This is a genomic window from Calditerricola satsumensis, assembly GCF_014646935.1.
GTDB lineage: Bacteria > Bacillota > Bacilli > Calditerricolales > Calditerricolaceae > Calditerricola > Calditerricola satsumensis.
This window is the reverse complement of the sequence record NZ_BMOF01000020.1, coordinates 1-16392: the sequence shown is the minus strand read 5'-3', so window position 1 is coordinate 16392 and position 16392 is coordinate 1. Positions and strand designations below refer to the sequence as shown.

General features: G+C 65.1%; 17 protein-coding genes, 1 other RNA gene and 1 pseudogene. 15 read left to right on the top strand and 4 right to left on the bottom strand.

Annotated elements, in window-relative coordinates:
* The first annotated feature begins 62 nt into the window (after window positions 1-62).
* Window positions 63-1754 carry an AMP-binding protein gene (locus IEX61_RS06240; RefSeq protein ID WP_188817168.1) on the top strand — a complete coding sequence of 564 codons (1692 nt, stop codon included), beginning with the start codon at window positions 63-65 and terminating at the stop codon, window positions 1752-1754.
* 132 nt (window positions 1755-1886) lie between these two features.
* The gene (locus IEX61_RS06235; protein ID WP_188817166.1) at window positions 1887-2672 is read left to right on the top strand and encodes a tRNA (adenine(22)-N(1))-methyltransferase; all 786 of its coding nucleotides are present in this window, start codon (window positions 1887-1889) and stop codon (window positions 2670-2672) included.
* Here IEX61_RS06235 and IEX61_RS06230 read toward each other — a convergent pair.
* Complete coding sequence (locus IEX61_RS06230) at window positions 2669-3184, bottom strand: hypothetical protein (protein WP_054671302.1); 516 nt, start codon at window positions 3182-3184, stop codon at window positions 2669-2671. The genes IEX61_RS06235 and IEX61_RS06230 overlap by 4 nt on opposite strands.
* A gap of 103 nt (window positions 3185-3287) precedes the next feature.
* Between IEX61_RS06230 and IEX61_RS06225 the strand changes: the two genes are divergently transcribed.
* From IEX61_RS06225 to IEX61_RS06185, 10 genes and pseudogenes are all read left to right on the top strand, one after another.
* A complete protein-coding gene (locus tag IEX61_RS06225; RefSeq protein ID WP_188817189.1) occupies window positions 3288-4406 on the top strand; it encodes a Nif3-like dinuclear metal center hexameric protein in 1119 nt (372 codons plus the stop codon).
* 43 nt (window positions 4407-4449) lie between these two features.
* Entirely contained in the window at window positions 4450-6267 is a 1818-nt protein-coding gene (gene pepF, locus IEX61_RS06220) for an oligoendopeptidase F (protein WP_054671317.1), read from the top strand.
* Between the two features lie 158 nt (window positions 6268-6425).
* A complete protein-coding gene (locus IEX61_RS06215; RefSeq protein WP_054671306.1) occupies window positions 6426-6992 on the top strand; it encodes a DJ-1/PfpI family protein in 567 nt (188 codons plus the stop codon).
* 180 nt (window positions 6993-7172) lie between these two features.
* On the top strand, window positions 7173-7370 hold the full coding sequence (locus tag IEX61_RS12435; protein ID WP_054671310.1) for a hypothetical protein: 198 nt from the start codon (window positions 7173-7175) through the stop codon (window positions 7368-7370).
* Window positions 7367-7570 (top strand): annotated as a pseudogene (locus IEX61_RS12430) (AMP-binding enzyme); the annotation flags it as partial. The gene IEX61_RS12435 and the pseudogene IEX61_RS12430, both read left to right, overlap by 4 nt.
* A complete protein-coding gene (locus IEX61_RS12625; RefSeq protein WP_256205580.1) occupies window positions 7536-7910 on the top strand; it encodes a carboxymuconolactone decarboxylase family protein in 375 nt (124 codons plus the stop codon). The pseudogene IEX61_RS12430 and the gene IEX61_RS12625, both read left to right, overlap by 35 nt.
* A 232-nt stretch (window positions 7911-8142) precedes the next feature.
* Window positions 8143-9348 carry a CaiB/BaiF CoA transferase family protein gene (locus IEX61_RS06200; RefSeq protein WP_188817164.1) on the top strand — a complete coding sequence of 402 codons (1206 nt, stop codon included), beginning with the start codon at window positions 8143-8145 and terminating at the stop codon, window positions 9346-9348.
* 149 nt (window positions 9349-9497) lie between these two features.
* The gene (locus tag IEX61_RS06195; RefSeq protein ID WP_229725739.1) at window positions 9498-10217 is read left to right on the top strand and encodes a 3D domain-containing protein; all 720 of its coding nucleotides are present in this window, start codon (window positions 9498-9500) and stop codon (window positions 10215-10217) included.
* A 103-nt stretch (window positions 10218-10320) separates the two neighbouring features.
* Window positions 10321-10743, top strand: an RNA gene (rnpB, locus tag IEX61_RS06190) — RNase P RNA component class A.
* A gap of 212 nt (window positions 10744-10955) precedes the next feature.
* A complete protein-coding gene (locus IEX61_RS06185; RefSeq protein ID WP_188817161.1) occupies window positions 10956-11285 on the top strand; it encodes a LysM peptidoglycan-binding domain-containing protein in 330 nt (109 codons plus the stop codon).
* A 92-nt stretch (window positions 11286-11377) separates the two neighbouring features.
* On the opposite strand, the gene IEX61_RS06180 is transcribed toward IEX61_RS06185, so the two are convergent.
* The gene (locus IEX61_RS06180; protein ID WP_054670767.1) at window positions 11378-12139 is read right to left on the bottom strand and encodes a flagellar motor protein MotB; all 762 of its coding nucleotides are present in this window, start codon (window positions 12137-12139) and stop codon (window positions 11378-11380) included.
* Complete coding sequence (locus IEX61_RS06175; protein ID WP_188817159.1) at window positions 12108-12917, bottom strand: flagellar motor protein; 810 nt, start codon at window positions 12915-12917, stop codon at window positions 12108-12110. Before IEX61_RS06175 ends, IEX61_RS06180 begins: the two co-directional genes overlap by 32 nt.
* A 175-nt stretch (window positions 12918-13092) precedes the next feature.
* Here IEX61_RS06175 and IEX61_RS06170 point away from each other — a divergent pair, with 175 nt between their 5' ends.
* The 3 genes from IEX61_RS06170 to IEX61_RS06160 are packed head-to-tail and all read left to right on the top strand — an operon-like array spanning window position 13093 to window position 15835.
* Window positions 13093-13869: a GDSL-type esterase/lipase family protein gene (locus IEX61_RS06170; protein ID WP_054670771.1), complete on the top strand. Its 777-nt coding sequence runs from the start codon at window positions 13093-13095 to the stop codon at window positions 13867-13869.
* Window positions 13870-13898: 29 nt separating this feature from the next.
* Window positions 13899-14852, top strand: coding sequence for an ABC transporter ATP-binding protein (locus IEX61_RS06165; protein WP_054670782.1), 954 nt, complete (start codon window positions 13899-13901; stop codon window positions 14850-14852).
* The gene (locus tag IEX61_RS06160; protein WP_054670775.1) at window positions 14852-15835 is read left to right on the top strand and encodes a DUF2705 family protein; all 984 of its coding nucleotides are present in this window, start codon (window positions 14852-14854) and stop codon (window positions 15833-15835) included. The genes IEX61_RS06165 and IEX61_RS06160 overlap by 1 nt, the downstream gene beginning before the upstream one ends.
* A gap of 55 nt (window positions 15836-15890) precedes the next feature.
* Here IEX61_RS06160 and IEX61_RS06155 read toward each other — a convergent pair whose 3' ends face one another.
* Entirely contained in the window at window positions 15891-16238 is a 348-nt protein-coding gene (locus IEX61_RS06155; protein ID WP_054670779.1) for a hypothetical protein, read from the bottom strand.
* Between the last annotated feature and the right edge of the window lie 154 nt (window positions 16239-16392).

Genomic DNA, 16392 nt, shown 5'->3' with positions numbered 1-16392 from the left:
AAAGCCGGAACCCGGAGGCGAATTGCGCTCGTGCCATCACACGTCAGCGGGAGGTTGAAAGGATGACGGAGTTGGTGCACAAGACCATTGGCCAGTTGCTCGACGAGACGGCGCAGCGGTTTGCCGACCGCGAAGCGCTCGTCTATCCGGAGCTGGGGTTGCGCCTGACGTACCGCGAATTTCGTGACCGCGTGCGACAGGCGGCCAAGGGCCTGATGCGGCTGGGCATCCAGAAGGGCGAGCACATTGCGGTCTGGGCGCCGAACGTCCCGGAATGGGTGATCCTGCAGTTTGCCTCGGCCACCATCGGCGCCGTGCTCGTCACGGTGAACACGAATTACCGCACGTCCGAGCTGGCCTATCTGCTCGAACAGTCCGACAGCGTGGCCCTCTTTCTGACCAACGGATTTAAGCGCAGCGACTACGTGGCCATGGTGGAGGAACTGTGTCCCGAGCTGGCCGCGGGAACGATGCCTTCGACGGCGGGCGAAGCCGCCGTTTCGGCCGTGCGCTGCGGTCGCCTGCCCAAGCTGCGCCACGTGGTGCTCCTCGACGAGCCGCGCCGCCCCGGCTACCTGCATTGGTCGGACGTGGTGGCCCTGGGCGCCGAGGTGTCCGACGCGGAGCTTGACGCGCGCGCCGCCCAGCTCAGCCCCGATGACGTGATCAACATGCAGTACACATCGGGGACGACGGGGTTCCCGAAGGGCGTGATGCTCACCCACGTCAACATCGTCAACAACGCGCGCCTCGTCGTCGCCCAGATGCGCCTGACCCACGAAGACCGGTTGTGCATTCCCGTGCCCTTCTTCCACTGCTTCGGCTGCGTCATGGGCACGCTGGGCTGCGTCTCCGTCGGGGCGACGATGGTGCCGCTCATCGCCTTTGACGCCCAGAAGGTGCTCGAGGCGGTGGAAAAGGAGCGCTGCACGGCCCTGTACGGCGTCCCGACGATGTTCATCGCCGAGCTGGCCCATCCGGATTTTGGCCGCTACGACCTGTCCTCGCTGCGCACGGGCATCATGGCCGGATCGCCGTGCCCGATCGAGGTGATGCGCCAGGTGGTCGAGCGGATGGGCTGCCGGGAGATCACCATCGCCTACGGGCAGACGGAATCCTCGCCCGTGATCACCCAAACGTCGGTCGACGATCCGCTGGAGCGGCGCGTCACCACCGTCGGGCGGCCGCTGCCGCACACCGAGGTGAAGATCGTCGACCCGCAGACGGGCGAACCGGTGCCGCCGGGCGTGCCGGGGGAGCTGTGCACGCGGGGGTACCTCGTCATGAAGGGCTACTACAAGATGCCGGAGCAGACGGCCCAGGCCATCGACGCCGAGGGGTGGCTGCACACGGGCGACATCGCCGTGATGGACGAAGAGGGCTACGTCAACATCACCGGGCGGCTGAAGGACATGATCATCCGCGGCGGCGAGAACATCTACCCGCGGGAAATCGAGGAGTTTCTTTACACCCATCCGAAAATTCTGGACGTGCAGGTGGTGGGGGTGCCGGATCCCGTCTACGGCGAGCAGGTGATGGCCTTCATCCGCCTCAAGCCGGGGGAGACGATGACGGAGGATGAGGTGCGCGCCTACTGCGAGGGGAAGATCGCCCACTACAAGATCCCCAAATACGTGAAGTTCGTCGACGAATACCCGATGACCGCTTCGGGAAAGGTGCAGAAGTACAAGCTGCGCGAGATGGCCATCCGCGAGCTGGGCTTGGAGGCGGCGCGCGACATCGAGACGGCGTAAGATGGGGAGTTCCGTGGGAGGCGCTTGGCGTCCCGCTCTGACGGCGGGGCGCTTTTTTGCGTCTCGCGTCCGCGCTGCGGCGCATGGCGTGGCATGCTATAATGGGAGCGGGCAGGAAAAAGGAGGATGATCATGGCCGCCGTGTCCCTCTCGAAACGCCTGCACACCCTTGCCCGTTTCGTGCTCCCCGGGAGCCGCGTGGCCGATATCGGCTCCGATCATGCGCAGCTTCCGGTGTACCTGGTGCAGACGGGGCGCGCGGCGTGGGCCGTGGCCACCGACGTGCACCGCGGACCGTGGGAGGCGGCCCGGGCGCAAGTGGCCCGCCACGGCCTGGAGGGGCGCATCGACGTGCGGTTGGGTGACGGCTTGTCCGTGCTGGAGCCGGGCGAGGCCGACGTCCTCGTCCTGGCCGGCATGGGCGGGCCGCTCATCGTGCGCATTCTGTCGGCCCACCCCGACCGCCTGCGCGGGGTGCGACGCCTCGTGCTGCAGCCCAACACCGAGCCGGCAAGCGTGCGGCGGTGGCTGCGCGATCACGGCTTTTGCCTGGTGGACGAGGAGCTCCTCGAAGAAGACGGGCGGCTCTATGAGGTGTTGGTGGCCGAACCGGGCGACGGCGGCGCGCCGTATCGGGATGGGGAGCTGCCCGAGGAGGAGCTCCTCGAAGTGGGCCCGCACCTGTGGCGCAAAGCCTCGCCGCTCCTCGTGCGCAAATGGGAAGCGGAGCGCGAGCACCTGGCCCGCGTCTGCGCGCAGCTGGCGCGCGCGAAAAGCGCGAAGGCGCAAGCGAAACGGGCGGAACTTCAGCAGCATCTTGCGCGGATCGACCGGTGGCTTTCCCTCCTGCGGCAAAAAAAAGCGACCCCGCCGAACGGGACGCCCGTTGCCGAACCGGATGGGCGCCCAAGGGCTTAGGGGCCGTACGTCCGTTCAAAATGGGTGACGAGCCTGCGCGCGATGGCGATCGACCGGCGCAAGCCGAGCTCCTGTCCCAGCAGCACCTGATGTTCGCTCGCGGAGTGCGCCGGCGTGCGGCGAACCTCTTCCTGTTCTTGCTCGAGGTACTGGATGAGGATGGCGAGCTGCAGCTTGCCCAGGTTGTGGTCGCCGCGCTTTTCTTGCTCCGCGGCTTGCTTTTGGGCGAGGGACGCCTCCACGTACTTGTCGATGTCGGCTTCGGCGAAGCGGCGCGCGGTGCGCAGGATGCGGCCGTAGTCGTCGGTGCGGTTGGGCGTCAGGCGGACGAGGTGGCCGGTGTGGGCGAGCAGGAAGCGGCACAGGAGCTCGTCGCTTTCGGTGAAGGCGTTGTGGAGAAGGGAATATTCCCCGCGGAAGCGTCCAACTTTGGGATCGAAATCGTGGAGCAGCGTGTACTCGACGCAGGAGGGGCAGAACATCAGGTATTCCGTTTTCAGAGGCTGTGCCATGGTTGTCCCTCCCTGAGGATGGGGTTCGGCACGGGTACCGTTACCCTATGCAGAGGGAGAGGAAGATGTGCACACGCGAGTCTACAGGAGGGAGGGGATGCCGATGGCCGTCTGCCACGGACAGACGGTGATCCAATTCCTCGAGGCGTTTGCGCCCAAGCACCTGGCCGTCCCGGATGACCGCATCGGGCTGCAGGTGGGGACGCTGGAGAAACCGGTGCGGCGGGTGATGATCGCCCTCGATGTCCTCGAGCCGGTCGTCGACGAGGCCATCGCCAAGGGGGTCGACCTGATCATCGCCCACCACGCGCCGATTTTCCGCCCCTTGACCGCCCTGCGCACCGATTTGCCCCAGGGACGGCTCCTCGCCAAGCTGATCCGACACGACATCGCCGTCTACGTGGCCCATACGAACCTCGACGTCGCCCCCGGCGGCATCAACGACCTCATGGCCGAGCGGCTGGGGCTTTTGGACACGGAGGTCCTCGACCCGCTGTATGAGGAGAAGCTGAAGAAGATCGTCGTCTTCGTGCCCAAAACCCACCACCGTCAGGTCCTCGACGCCATGGCCGAGGCGGGAGCGGGGTGGATCGGCAACTACAGCCACTGCACGTTCAACGTGGAAGGGACGGGCACGTTCCTTCCGCGGGAGGGGGCCAACCCCTTTATCGGGCAGCCGGGCAAACTGGAGACGGTGGAGGAGATTCGCCTCGAGACGATCGTCCCCGAACCGCTGCTCAAACGCGTCATCCAGGCCATGCTGAAGGCCCACCCCTACGAAGAAGTGGCCTTCGACGTCTACCCGGTGGAGAACGCCGGGCGCGTCTACGGGCTGGGCCGCATGGGCAAGCTCCCCGAGCCCCTTTCGCTCCGCGCGCTGGCCGAGAAGGTGAAGGAGGCGTTTGCGGTGTCTGCCGTGCGCGTCGTCGGCGACCTCGACCGCCAAGTGGAAACGGTGGCCGTGTTGGGCGGCGACGGGAATAAATTTGTGGCGAAGGCGGCCCGGCGCGGCGCCGACGTGCTCATCACCGGCGATGTCTACTACCACACGGCCCACGACGCGCTGGCCCTGGGCCTTGCCCTTATCGATCCGGGGCACAATGTGGAGCGCATCGTGAAGGACGCCTTGCGCGCACGCCTCGCCGAGGAGCTCCGGCGCGCGGGCTACGCCACCGAGGTGATCGCCTCGGAGCTATCCACCGACCCGTTCCGGTTTGTGTAAGCGGAAGGGGCGGCGGCAACGCATCGTCAAGGGGGGACCGTTGATGGCCAAGGAGGCGGGCAAAGCGAAAACGCTGCCCACACGGGAGGCGATTCCCGAGCGGTACAAATGGCGGCTCGAGGACCTGTTTGCCAGCCGGGACGAGTGGGAACGCGTGTTTCAGGAAGCTCAGGGGCTAATCCAGCAGATCGCCGCCTACCGCGGGACACTCGGCCAGTCGGGCCAGCGCCTTCTCGAGGCGCTCAAGCTGCGCGACGAGCTGGAGCTGCGCGTCGAGCGGCTGTATGCCTACGCGCGCATGCGCCGCGACGAAGACGCGTCGCGTCACGACGCCCAGGCCCTGAGCGACCGGGCCACCACGCTCCTCGTGCAGGCGGAAGCGGCCCTCTCGTTCCTCGAGCCGGAGATCCTGGCCATTCCCGAAGAGCGGCTGCGGGCGTGGCTCGAGGAGGTGGAAGGCCTGTCCCTCTACCGGACGGCGCTGGAAAACCTCCTCGTCCTCAAGCCCCATGTACGCTCGGCGGAGGTGGAGCAGCTTCTGGCCGAGGCCGGCGAGCTGGCCGACGCGCCGCGCACGGTGTACGGCATGCTGTCCGATGCCGACCTGCGCTTTCCCACCATTCGCGACGAACGCGGCGACGAGGTGGAGCTGACGAAGGGGCGTTACCTCACCTTTCTGGAAAGCCCCGACCGGCGCGTGCGCCGGGAGGCCTTCACCGCACTCTACCGCGTCTACGAGAGCAAGGTGCACACCTTCGCCGCCTTGTTTGCGGCCAGTGTAAAGAAGGACGTCTTCTTCGCCCGTGCCCGTAACTACCGCTCCGCCCTCGAGGCGGCGCTGACGCCGAATCGCATTCCGGTGGCCGTCTACACGCAGCTCATCGACACCGTGCGCCGCCACCTGCCGCTTCTCCACCGGTACCTGGCGCTGCGCAAGAAGGCCCTCGGCCTTGACGAGCTTCACATGTACGACCTGTACGTGCCCCTGGCCCGCCTGGAGCGGACCGTTCCGTACGAGAAGGCGGCCGAGCTCGTGACGCGCGCCTTGGCGGTGCTCGGAGACGACTACGTGCGCGTGCTGAAGGAAGCCTTCGCCTCGCGGTGGATCGACGTGTACGAGAACCGCGGCAAGCGTTCCGGCGCCTACTCCTGGGGGGCCTACGGCACGCACCCCTACGTCCTCTTGAACTACCAGGGGACGCTGCACGACGTGTTTACGCTGGCCCACGAGATGGGCCACGCCCTCCACAGCCACTACTCGTGGACGCACCAGCCCTACGTGTACGCCCATTACCGCATCTTTGTCGCCGAAGTGGCCTCGACGGTGAACGAGATCCTGCTCGTGCGCCACCTGCTGGCGCGGACCCAGGATCCCACCGAGCGCCTGGCCCTTCTTCACCACCAACTGGAACAGTTCCGCACGACAGTGTATCGCCAGACGATGTTCGCCGAGTTCGAAAAATGGGCCCACGAGCAGGTGGAGGGCGGCCAGCCGCTGACGGCCGAGACCCTTTGCGCCCGCTACCGACAGCTCAACGTGGAGTATCATGGCCCGGCGGTCACCGTCGATCCGCAAATCGCCTACGAGTGGGCGCGCATTCCCCATTTCTACACGCCCTTCTACGTGTACCAGTACGCCACCGGCTACGCGGCGGCCATCGCCCTGGCGCAGGGCATCTTGGAGCGGCCAAAGGAGGCCGTATCACGCTACCTCGACTTTCTCAAGTCCGGCTCGTCCGACACGCCCATCGCCCTTTTGCAGCGCGCTGGCGTGGACATGACCCGTCCTGAACCCATCGAGAAGGCTTTGGCCGTGTTTGCCGACCTCGTCGACGAGCTGGAGCGGCTTGTGGGCGCCTGACGGGAGGTTTCGGCGGTCGACGGAACGATGGGCCGTGTTATTGCGGTTGAGCGTTTGCTGCCGTTTTCCTAAAATGGAATGGGGAAGCGAAAACGGCGTTTGGGTCCGCATCCTGCGACATTCGCGATGGAAACGTTTCGGAGAAGGGGGATGGTGACATGGCCAAGGTGCTGATTCTCACCGGTGATGCGGTCGAAGCGCTGGAAGTCTTTTACCCGCTGTACCGTCTCAAGGAGGCGGGGCACGAGGTGCACGTGGCGGCGCCGACGAAGAAAACCTTGCGCACCGTCGTGCACGACTTCGAGCCGGAGTGGGAGACGTACACGGAGAAGCCGGCCTATCGCCTGGAGGCGGACATCGCCTTTGCCGACGTCAAGCCTGAGCAATACGATGGCCTGATCCTGCCCGGGGGCCGTGCGCCGGAATACATCCGGCTGAACGAACACGTGCCGCGCATCGTGGGCCACTTCTTTGAGGCCAACAAGCCCATCGGGGCCATCTGCCACGCCGCCCTCGTGTTTGCGCGGCTCAAGGAACATTTGGCCGGCCGGAAGCTGACGGCCTACACCGCCTGCCGCCCGGACGTTGAGGCCCTGGGCGCGTCCTATGTGACCGAGCCGCTCCATGTCGACGGCAACTTGGTGTCGGCCCACGCCTGGCCCGACCTTCCCGGGTTCATGAAGGAGTTCCTGCGGCGGCTTGACGAATCCGTCGCCAACCGATAAGGTGCGCACGTCCTCACCCTGCGCGGGTGAGGACTTTTTTTCGCGATCTGCGGGCGCAGGGCACCCTTCTCTTTTTTTCCGAGTTCGAGGCTGGTCTATTTTTGTCGTCTTGCGAACATATGGACATACACAAGCCTACAAGCGGCGGCAAACGGATGACGGGAGGGGAGGGCTAAACGGATGCGTTCGGCCGACCGAGCGAGGGTTGCCCTCCTTGCCCTCGTCGAGGGGACGCCCATCGCCGCGTGCCTCGATCCGGGGGACGCGGTGGCCAGGGGGCACACGGTCGGAAAGCCCATGCCACTTACGGAGATTGCCATCGTCGTCGACGACGGGCGGACGGCGGAGGTAGGGGAAGTGGGTGAGAGAAGGACATGATCCGCAGCGGCGGGGAAAACATCTACCCCGCCGAAATCGAAGACGTGCTGATCCGTCACCCGGCAATCAAGGATGTGGCTGTCATCGGCGGGCAAGACCCGAAGTACCTCGAGGCAGTCTGCGCTGTTGTCGTCAAAGCGGAGGGTACCGAGTTGACCGAAACCGATGTCATCGCGTACTGCAAGGTACACCTGGCCAGCTACAAGAAGCCAAAGAAAGTGGTGTTCGTCGACCACATTCCGCGCACGCCGTCCGGCAAGATCCAGAAATACCTCCTGCGCGAGCAATTCGGAACCGTCTTGTTGGAAGAGGGGAAAGCGGATCAGAGCTCCGGGTGTGCTCGATCTGAAGACGAAGCACCTGATGGGGCTGGCCATCAGCCTGTGCACGCAAGACGAGTACTGCATGATGGTGCACACCGATCTGGCCGTCCAGCACGGCGCCACGCGGCGGGAGATTGAGGAAGTGATCGGCGTGGCTGCAGCCCTTGGCGGCGGGGTGGCCCTCTCCCAGGGCGTAACCCTGTGCAGGACATGTTGAACCATCTCAAGAACGGCCGTGGAAACGCGGTGCAGTGAGGCAGCGCCCGCACGCGTGGTTTCTGAAGGCAGGCGTTCCCCCTTGGCGGGGAACGTTTTTGTTTCGGGAACCCTCCTTTGAGCCGTTACGGCTTGTGTCCGTCGGAATTTTCCCCCATAATGGCGGGAGAGGAGCAAAAAGGACCGAACATTCGAACCTGCACGAACGTTGTGTGGAGAGGGGAGGAACCGCAATGGCCCATTTTCGTCACGGAGAGGGGTTGTTAAACGGCATCCGCGTGCTCGATTTTTCCCGCCATCTCCCGGGGCCCTTTGCCACGCGGCGCCTGGCCGAAATGGGCGCGGAGGTGGTGAAGGTGGAGCAGCCCGACGGCGACCCCGGCCGCCATCTGGGCCCGCGTGTCGGCGAGGTGGGCGCGCTGTTTGCGACCAGCCACATCGGAAAGAAGAGCATCTGCCTCGACTTGCGGCGGGAAGCGGACCGCGACGTGGCCTTTCGCCTGGCGGCCGTCGCCGACGTGGTCGTGGAAAGCTTCTTGCCCGGGAAGATGGCCGAATGGGGCCTCGACTACGCCGCCGTTCGGGCGGTCAATCCGGGGGTGGTCTATTGTTCCCTCACCGGATACGGGCAAACCGGCGCATGGGCGGATCGGCCGGGCCATGATCTCAATTTTCTGGCGGCCAGCGGCATGCTCGCGGCCCTGGCTGGCCCGGATGCGCCCCCGGCGGTGCCGGGCCTGCCCCTGGCCGACCTGATTGGCGGGATGGCGGCGGCAGAGGCCATTGTGGCGGCCCTTGTCCGCCGCGCCCGCACCGGAGAAGGGGCCCATCTCGACATCGCCGTGACCGATCAGCTCATCGGACTGATGGCGCTGCCGATCCTGCTGGCCCACAGCGGAACCCCCGAGACGCTGACGCGGTTTTTGCGTGGCACGGTCTGCTACAACGTGTACGCCACGCGCGACGGGCGGCACGTCGCCTTGGCGGCGTTGGAGGCGAAATTCTGGCGCGCGTTTTGCGAGGCGGTCGGACGGCCGGAGTGGCTGCCCCATCAGTTTGCCCCGGCTGCAGACGACCATGCCGTGTACCGAGCCGTGGCCGAGCTGTTTGCCGCGCGCACGCGGGACGAGTGGGCGGCCTTCGCGCGCGAGGTGGATTGCTGCCTGACGCCGGTCTACTCCCCGGAGGAGGCGCTGGCGAGCGCGCATGCGACCTCGCGGCGGCTGGCCGCGCACATCATCCCTAAGGGGAAGGCGTCCGTTTGCGAAGGGAAGGCGGAACGGGAAGGGGGGGAAATGCGCATCCCGCTCACGGCCGCAGGGCGCTTGGCCGAAGGGTGGGGAGCGGAAAGCGGCCGTTGGCCGGATCTCAACGAACACGCCGACGCGGTGCTCAAGACGTGGTTGGCGCCCGAAAACGGGCCGGAATCATCCCCCTAACGCGCGACGCCGCCGCACAGACGCCCCGGGATTACCCGGGGCGCTTGCGCTTTGTCGGGCCCCGGGCGATTGGAACAACACAAAAAGGTATAGTTTTCACACAAATTGGACATGGTATGTAACAAAGGCTAGAAGAGGTGATGCATACCATGTCCAAGATGCGCATGCTTCGGCTTCTCCTGGTGGTCCTACCCGGCGTGGCGTTGGCGTGGGGAACGATCGCCTTTGGCGCGCCGGCTCCCGGTTTGGAGGGGGACGATATGGAGGAGGACGTCCTGATCGCAGACGGGCGTTCCCCAGCGTCCGATGGGGCTGTCGTGCACGTTGTGCAGCCGGGTGAGACGGTGTTTCGGCTGTCCCGGTGGTATGGCGTGACCGTCGAGGCCATTGTGGCGGCCAACCGCCTGGCGTCGGCCGAGCTCATTCGCGTCGGCCAGAGCCTGATCATCCCGAAACCGGGCGATGCGGTGGCGAACCCGCCGGTGGAGAAGGAAAAAGGGGACCGGCACACCGTGCGGACGGCTTCGCTTGCCGCCTCCGCGGCGCCCGGTGGCGGGCAGGGCAAGGTGTACACCATGACGTTGACGGCTTACACGGCCGGACCGGAGTCGACCGGCAAATGGCCCGGCCATCCGGCCTACGGGATCACGGCCAGCGGGGAGCGGGCGGTTGAGGGGGTCACCATCGCCGTCGATCCGCGGGTCATCCCGCTGGGATCGCTGGTGTACATCGAAGGCATCGGGTATCGCGTTGCCCAGGACACGGGGGGCGCGATCAAAGGGAACCGCATCGACGTGTTTTTTAACGACGTGAGGGAAGCCGTCGCGTTTGGCGTCAAGAGGAATGTCCGCGTGTACGTGATCGAATGAGCTTGCCATCCATTCCCTCTTGTTTCGCGACGCGTTCTATGATAAACTAGCAAATGCGCGGTGCCGCAAAACGCCGCGCTTTTGTTGTCTCGTGACCATCGGGAAAGCAATCCGGGCAACCGCTGGCGGAGTGGCGCAAGCCCCCGCTGGAGGAAAGTCCGGGCTCCACAGGGCAGGGTGCTGGGTAACACCCAGTCGGCGCGAGCCGAAGGATAGTGCCACAGAAACCAGACCGCCGATGGCGACCGGTTTCGGTCGCACAGGCAAGGGTGGAACCGTGAGGTAAGAGCTCACGAGGTCGGCTGGCGACTGTCGACCTGGTAAACCCCACCCGGAGCAAGGCCTAGTAGAGGGACAGCCGCGCATCCCGCGCGGCACACGTGGCCCGCGTGGTCCCTGGGTAGGCCGCTTGAGCCGTTCAGCAATGGACGGCCCAGATAGATGGTTGCCGCCCCAATGGGTGGGAGGCCAGAGGGCCGCTCGACCACTCGGGGAACAGAACCCGGCTTACAGGATTGCTTTCCCGCCCTACATAACCCGAATCCCGACGACCAAAACGGGGAGCGCGTGCAAAGGGCACCGCTCCCGTTTTTGTTTTGGACAGGAGTGGATCTTCTTTTGGGTGGGGAGACGACCATTTTTGTTCGAATAGGCCGCCATCCCGGAAATTTTGCCGTTTCAGCCAATAGAGTAAAAGGGAACAAGGGGGAAGGCCACCCCATTAAGGAGGGAGCCGAGATGATTCGGCACATTGTGCAACCCGGCGAGACGCTGTGGTCCATCGCCGCTCGTTACGGCTTGTCGGTTGAGGCGATCATGGAGGCCAACCGCCTGCGCGATCCGAATCAGTTCGATGTTGGCCAGGTCCTGCTGGTTCCCGTTGCCCCCTTCTCGCCCGCTCAGCAGTTTCCCGTTGCCCCCTTCTTGCCCGTTCAGCAGCAGCTGCCGATGCCTCGCATTTTCAATCTGGAGCGCCGCGTGACCCGCTTGGAGCGGGAAATCAACCGGCTAGATCGGCGGATCGACCGGCTGGAAGATCGCGTGCGGCGCCTCGAGCAGCGGCGCTAGCGTGAGGCAAGGTGGACTTCCGGGAAGGCGGGTAAAGAAGGCGGCTCTGCACGAACAACCCCGAGCCTCGGCTCGGGGTCTGTGCGTTCGCGTTACCGAAGGATGACGATTTCCACGCGCCGGTTCTTCTGCCGGTTTTGCTCGGACGTGTTGGGAACGAGGGGGCGGTATTCGCCGTAGCCGACGGCGACAAATTTGCGCGGGTCCAATCCTTTGACTTCCGTGAAATACCGGACCACGGACAGGGCCCGAGCGGTGGACAGCTCCCAGTTGTCCCGGAAGGGGGAATGGGGACCGATGGGGATGTTGTCCGTGTGCCCTTCCACGCTGATGGTGCCGCGGATCGGGGAAAACAGCCGGGCCAGCTCATCGAGCAGGGCGAGCGCTTCCGGACGGAGGTCGGCCTTTCCCAATTCGAAGAGCACGAGGTCGTTGAGGCGCAGGACGATGCCGCGCGGGGTGTTCGCCACCGAGACCCGTCCTTCCAGGCCGTGGGCGCGGATCGTTTTCTCGAGTTCGGCTTGCATCTGTTGCAGTTCCCGTTCCCGCTGAAGGAGGTGACGTTTCGTTTCCGACGGGATCGCGTCGGGACCTTCTCCCGTTCGGGGCGTCGGCGCCTCGTCCACCGGGCTGGTTGGCTGAAACGCGGACGCCGAGGGGGCTTCCAGGATGGCGTCCGCATTGCGAAATTCGGCTTGCAGGGCTTGGGCGAATACGGCGTATTTGTTCTGGTCGAGCTTGCTCAGCGCGTACATCACGACAAAGAAGATCATGAGCAGGGTGATGAGGTCGGCATACGTGATCAGCCAGCGCTCGTGGTTTTCATGCGCTTCGTGAGCTCTGCGCTTGCGCATACGCGGTCTCCTCCCTCTCCGCTTTGGCCGGAACGCGCCCTTGCACGAAGGCCGCGAGCTTGGTCTGAATGAGCTGCGGGTGTTCGCCGGCTTGCAGGGAGAGGATGCCTTCCAGCATCATTTCCAGCTCCAACCGCTCTTCCTGCAGGCGGGCTTTCAGTTTGTTGGCGAGGGGAAGGTACAGCAGGTTGGCGCTCGCCACACCATACAGCGTGGCGATAAACGCCACGGCAATCGCCGGGCCGAGGTTGCTGGGGTCGTTGATGTTGCTGAGCACGTGGACAAGCCCCATCACCGTGCCGATGATGCCCATGGTCGGCGCAAACCCGCCGGCCGCCTCAAAAATGCGGATCGCGCGAAGCTTTTCCTCTTCCCGCGTGTCGATGGTGAGCTCAAGGATCTGCTTCAGCGCCTGGGGATCGACGCCGTCGACGGCCATCATCAGCCCTTCGCGCAGAAACGGGTGAGGGTGTTCCATGGCGCGCGACTCCAGGGCGAGGAGCCCTTCCCGCCGTGCGACGGTGGCCAGCTCCACCAATTCCTCGATCAGCTTGTGGGGGTCGCGCTTGGGTTCCGTGAAGGCCTCTTTCAACATGCGGGGGATTTTTTTGAGCTGGGACCAGGGGAAGCTGATCGTGACGGCGCCCAGCGTTCCGCCAAAGACGATGAGCGCCGCGGTCAGCTGAAAGAGCGCACCGATGTGGCCGCCCTCGAGCACAAAGCCGAGAACCAGCGAGGTGACGCCGATGACGATGCCGAGCAACGTGGTGCGATCCATTCCTGTCCGTACCTCCCCATAAGCTGGTGTGTCCCCGAAGGGCTGAGCCGGCCGATGAGGGTTGGCTGCTTCACGCGCGAAGGTGGCCTTACTCTTTGTATCGGTTTGCGGGAAGAAAAATTTTACGGGAAAATGAGAAGGGCGTCCCCACTTGATGCAAGAAAGGGGGGAAACCGTGTACCGTCCAGGAATCGTCGCGCTCGGAATCCTCGCGCTCGTGCTGACCCTCGTTTGGGCCGGCGGATTTGTGCTGGCCGTATACGATGTGGTTTCCGCTCGCCCGCCGGCGGCCCAACCCGCTCGCCCGCCTTCGGTCGTGGAGCCGGGTTCCGATACGGCCATTCGCCTGGTGGGACTGGGCGATTCCCTGACGCGCGGAGCCGGGGATTCCGAAGGCCTTGGCTACCTCGGACGGTTGCGGCAGCGGGTGGCCGAGGCGCGGAAGAAGCCCGTGTATGTCCACAACCTCGCCGTCAACGGTTACCGGTCGGACCAGCTCCTCAGCCGTTTGCAAAAGGAACCCGCCTTCCGCCAGACGATTGCCCGGGCCGACCTGATCACGCTGTCCATCGGGGGCAACGATCTGCGCGTGGCCGCCCAGGAGACGGGCGTCGATTTGGCCCATGCCCGGCGCGTCTTCGACGAGAGCCTTGCCCGCGTGGTGCGCATCGTGACGGAGCTGCGGGCGATCAATCCCCGTGCCCCGATCGTCTACGTCGGCCTGTACAACCCGTATGCCACCTGGCCGGAGGGAGAGGCGATCACGGCGCTCCTCGAGCGGTGGAATGCCGAGGTGGCCGCGCGAACGGCCCATATGCCCAATGTGGCCGTCGTGCCGCTCGTTGACCTGTTCCAGTTTCACCTGGATGAATACCTGGCGGCGGACCGGTTCCATCCGAACGGCGCCGGATATGCCGCCATTGCCGAACGCATCTGGCAGGTGGTGCGGTGAGCGAAAACCGCCAGCGCGGAGGGGAAGCCATGAACGGAGGCAAACAGCGACGCGAACCGGTGTTGGCCGTGCGCGGGCTGTCCAAGCGCATTGGCCGGCGCACGCTGGTCGAGGGCGTGACCTTTGACGTGTACCCGGGGGAAGTGTTCGGCTTCCTCGGGCCAAACGGTGCCGGAAAGACGACGACCATCCGCATGCTGGTCGGCTTGATCCGCCCCTCAAGCGGATCGGTGACGATTGCCGGCTTTGACGTGCACCGGCAGCCGGAGGAAGCTTTGCGCCGCATCGGGTGCATTGTGGAGAACCCGGAACTCTATCCCTTTTTATCGGGGCGGGAGAACCTGCTTCACTTTGCGCGCATGATCGGCGGTGTGCCCCTAGCCCGCATTGAGGAGGTGGCCCGCATCGTGGGCCTGGAGCGGCGCCTGGACGACAAGGTAAAGACCTACTCCCTGGGCATGCGCCAGCGCTTGGGCATCGCGCAGGCGCTCCTCGCCCGTCCGGAGCTGCTCATTCTCGACGAGCCGACCAACGGCCTGGATCCGTCGGGCATCCGCGAGATGCGCGAGCTGATTCGAGCGCTGGCGGCCGAAGGCTTGGCGGTCTTCGTGTCGAGCCACCTCTTGGCCGAAGTGCAGTTGATGTGCGACCGGGTGGCCCTGATCCACCGCGGGCGGATCCTGCGCATCGGGCGGGTGGACGAGCTCTTGGCCGAAGACGAGGGGCGCGTGGCGTGGCACGTCGACAATGCCGAAGTTGCGCGGCGCGTGCTGGCCGCCGTTCCGCAGGTGCGGGTGCTGGACGAGGACGAAGGGCCGGCGAACGGGAAACCGGCCGTCGTCTGTCACATGCCCTTTGACCGCATTCCGGAGGCCAACCGCCAGCTGGCCGCCGCGCAGGTGGCCGTATACGGGATCGTGCGCAAGGTCCCGACCTTGGAAGAGTGGTTCCTGCGCCTGACCGAGGGAGAGGGGATCGCGTGATGCTGGCCCTGGTGTACAACGAAATCCTGAAAGTGGTGCGGAAGAAGCGGTTTTACGTCGTGCTGGCCATCTTGGCCGTGCTGATCCCCGTTTTCACCTATGCCCAGTACAAGACGACGGTGGAGCAGCAGAAGCGCCTGGGAACGAAGGACTGGCGGACGATCGTGCAGCAGGAGATCGTCGATCTGCAAAACCGGCTCACGAGCGCCCGCCTGACGGACGAATGGCGCCGCCTCCTCAAGATCCGCCTCCAGCAGCGGCAGTACTACCTCGACCACGACATCAACCCCTTCGCCCCCGGCGGGGTCACCTTTGCCCGCGTCTTTCTGGAGCGGTCCGCTTCGCTCTTCGTTCCGCTTCTTGTCGTCGTCGTGGCGGCGGACATGGTGTCGGGCGAGCACACCGGGGGGACGATCAAGCTGCTCCTCACGCGCCCGGTGCGACGATGGAAAATCCTGTTGAGCAAATACCTGGCCCTGCTCCTCTTCGTGTCGCTGATCATCGCCGCGACGGTGCTGCTGGCGTACCTCATCTCCGGTCTGGTGTTCGGCTACAGCGGCTGGACGATGCCCGTGCTGACCGGCTTCCAGATTGTCGGCGAGACCGTGCGGACCGATCGGGTTCACGTCCTCCCGCAGGGGCTGTACTTGCTCATGCAGGCGGGGCTGGTGTGGTACGCCACGGTTATCGTCGCCACGTTGTCGTTCCTCTTGTCCGTCCTGTTGCGCAGCACGGCGGCGGCCATGGGGACGATGCTGTCCGCCCTCATCGCCGGCGTCATCCTGACGGAGATGGTCTCCTCGTGGCAGACGGCCAAATACCTCTTCGTCGTTAACCTGCAGTTGACCGACTACCTGGCGGGGAACGCCCCGCCGATCGAAGGGATGACGCTGCCCTTTTCCCTCGCCGTGCTCGGCGTGTGGGGGGCGGCCGCGCTTCTTGCCGCCTTTTGGGTGTTCACCCGGCAGGACATGCTGACCTAGCGAAGATGCCCGACGGGGTGGCGCCGCGCCCGCTTGGGTTTAGCCGGCCGCGGCGTCACTTCTCCCTTTCGCGGTGTTCGGCGGCGATGTCCGGGTCCGGCTCGACGTCGGGCTGGGTGCGGTACCAGTTGTTCAGGTCGTTGATGCGGCTGGCGCACTCGCACACCGCCGCCCACAGGCGGTCGATCTCCTCTTCGCGGTCGGCCTGGTTCAGCCGCGCCTGCAGGGCCTCGATTTCGGCTTCGAGCGCCTTGATGCGGTCGGGGATCGTGCCCCGGATCCGTTCCCACTCCTTGAGGATGGCCTCGCGCTCTTCCCGTGTGTAGGCGCCCCACGGCTTTTCAAGGACCGGCAATTCGATGCCGAGGCGCTCGTCCTTCTGAAACACGCGCACGGTGGTCACCTCACTCCGCTCTCCTCCTTAGTGTACCAAACGACCTTGCCACCGGGGATGGCCCGAGGCCCGCTGTCCGTTGCGCCCAAAACGCGCGTTTCGCCCGTGTCAACTCACATAAAAACCTAACCGAAGTGAAGCCGGTCACTCACGAGAAAATCTA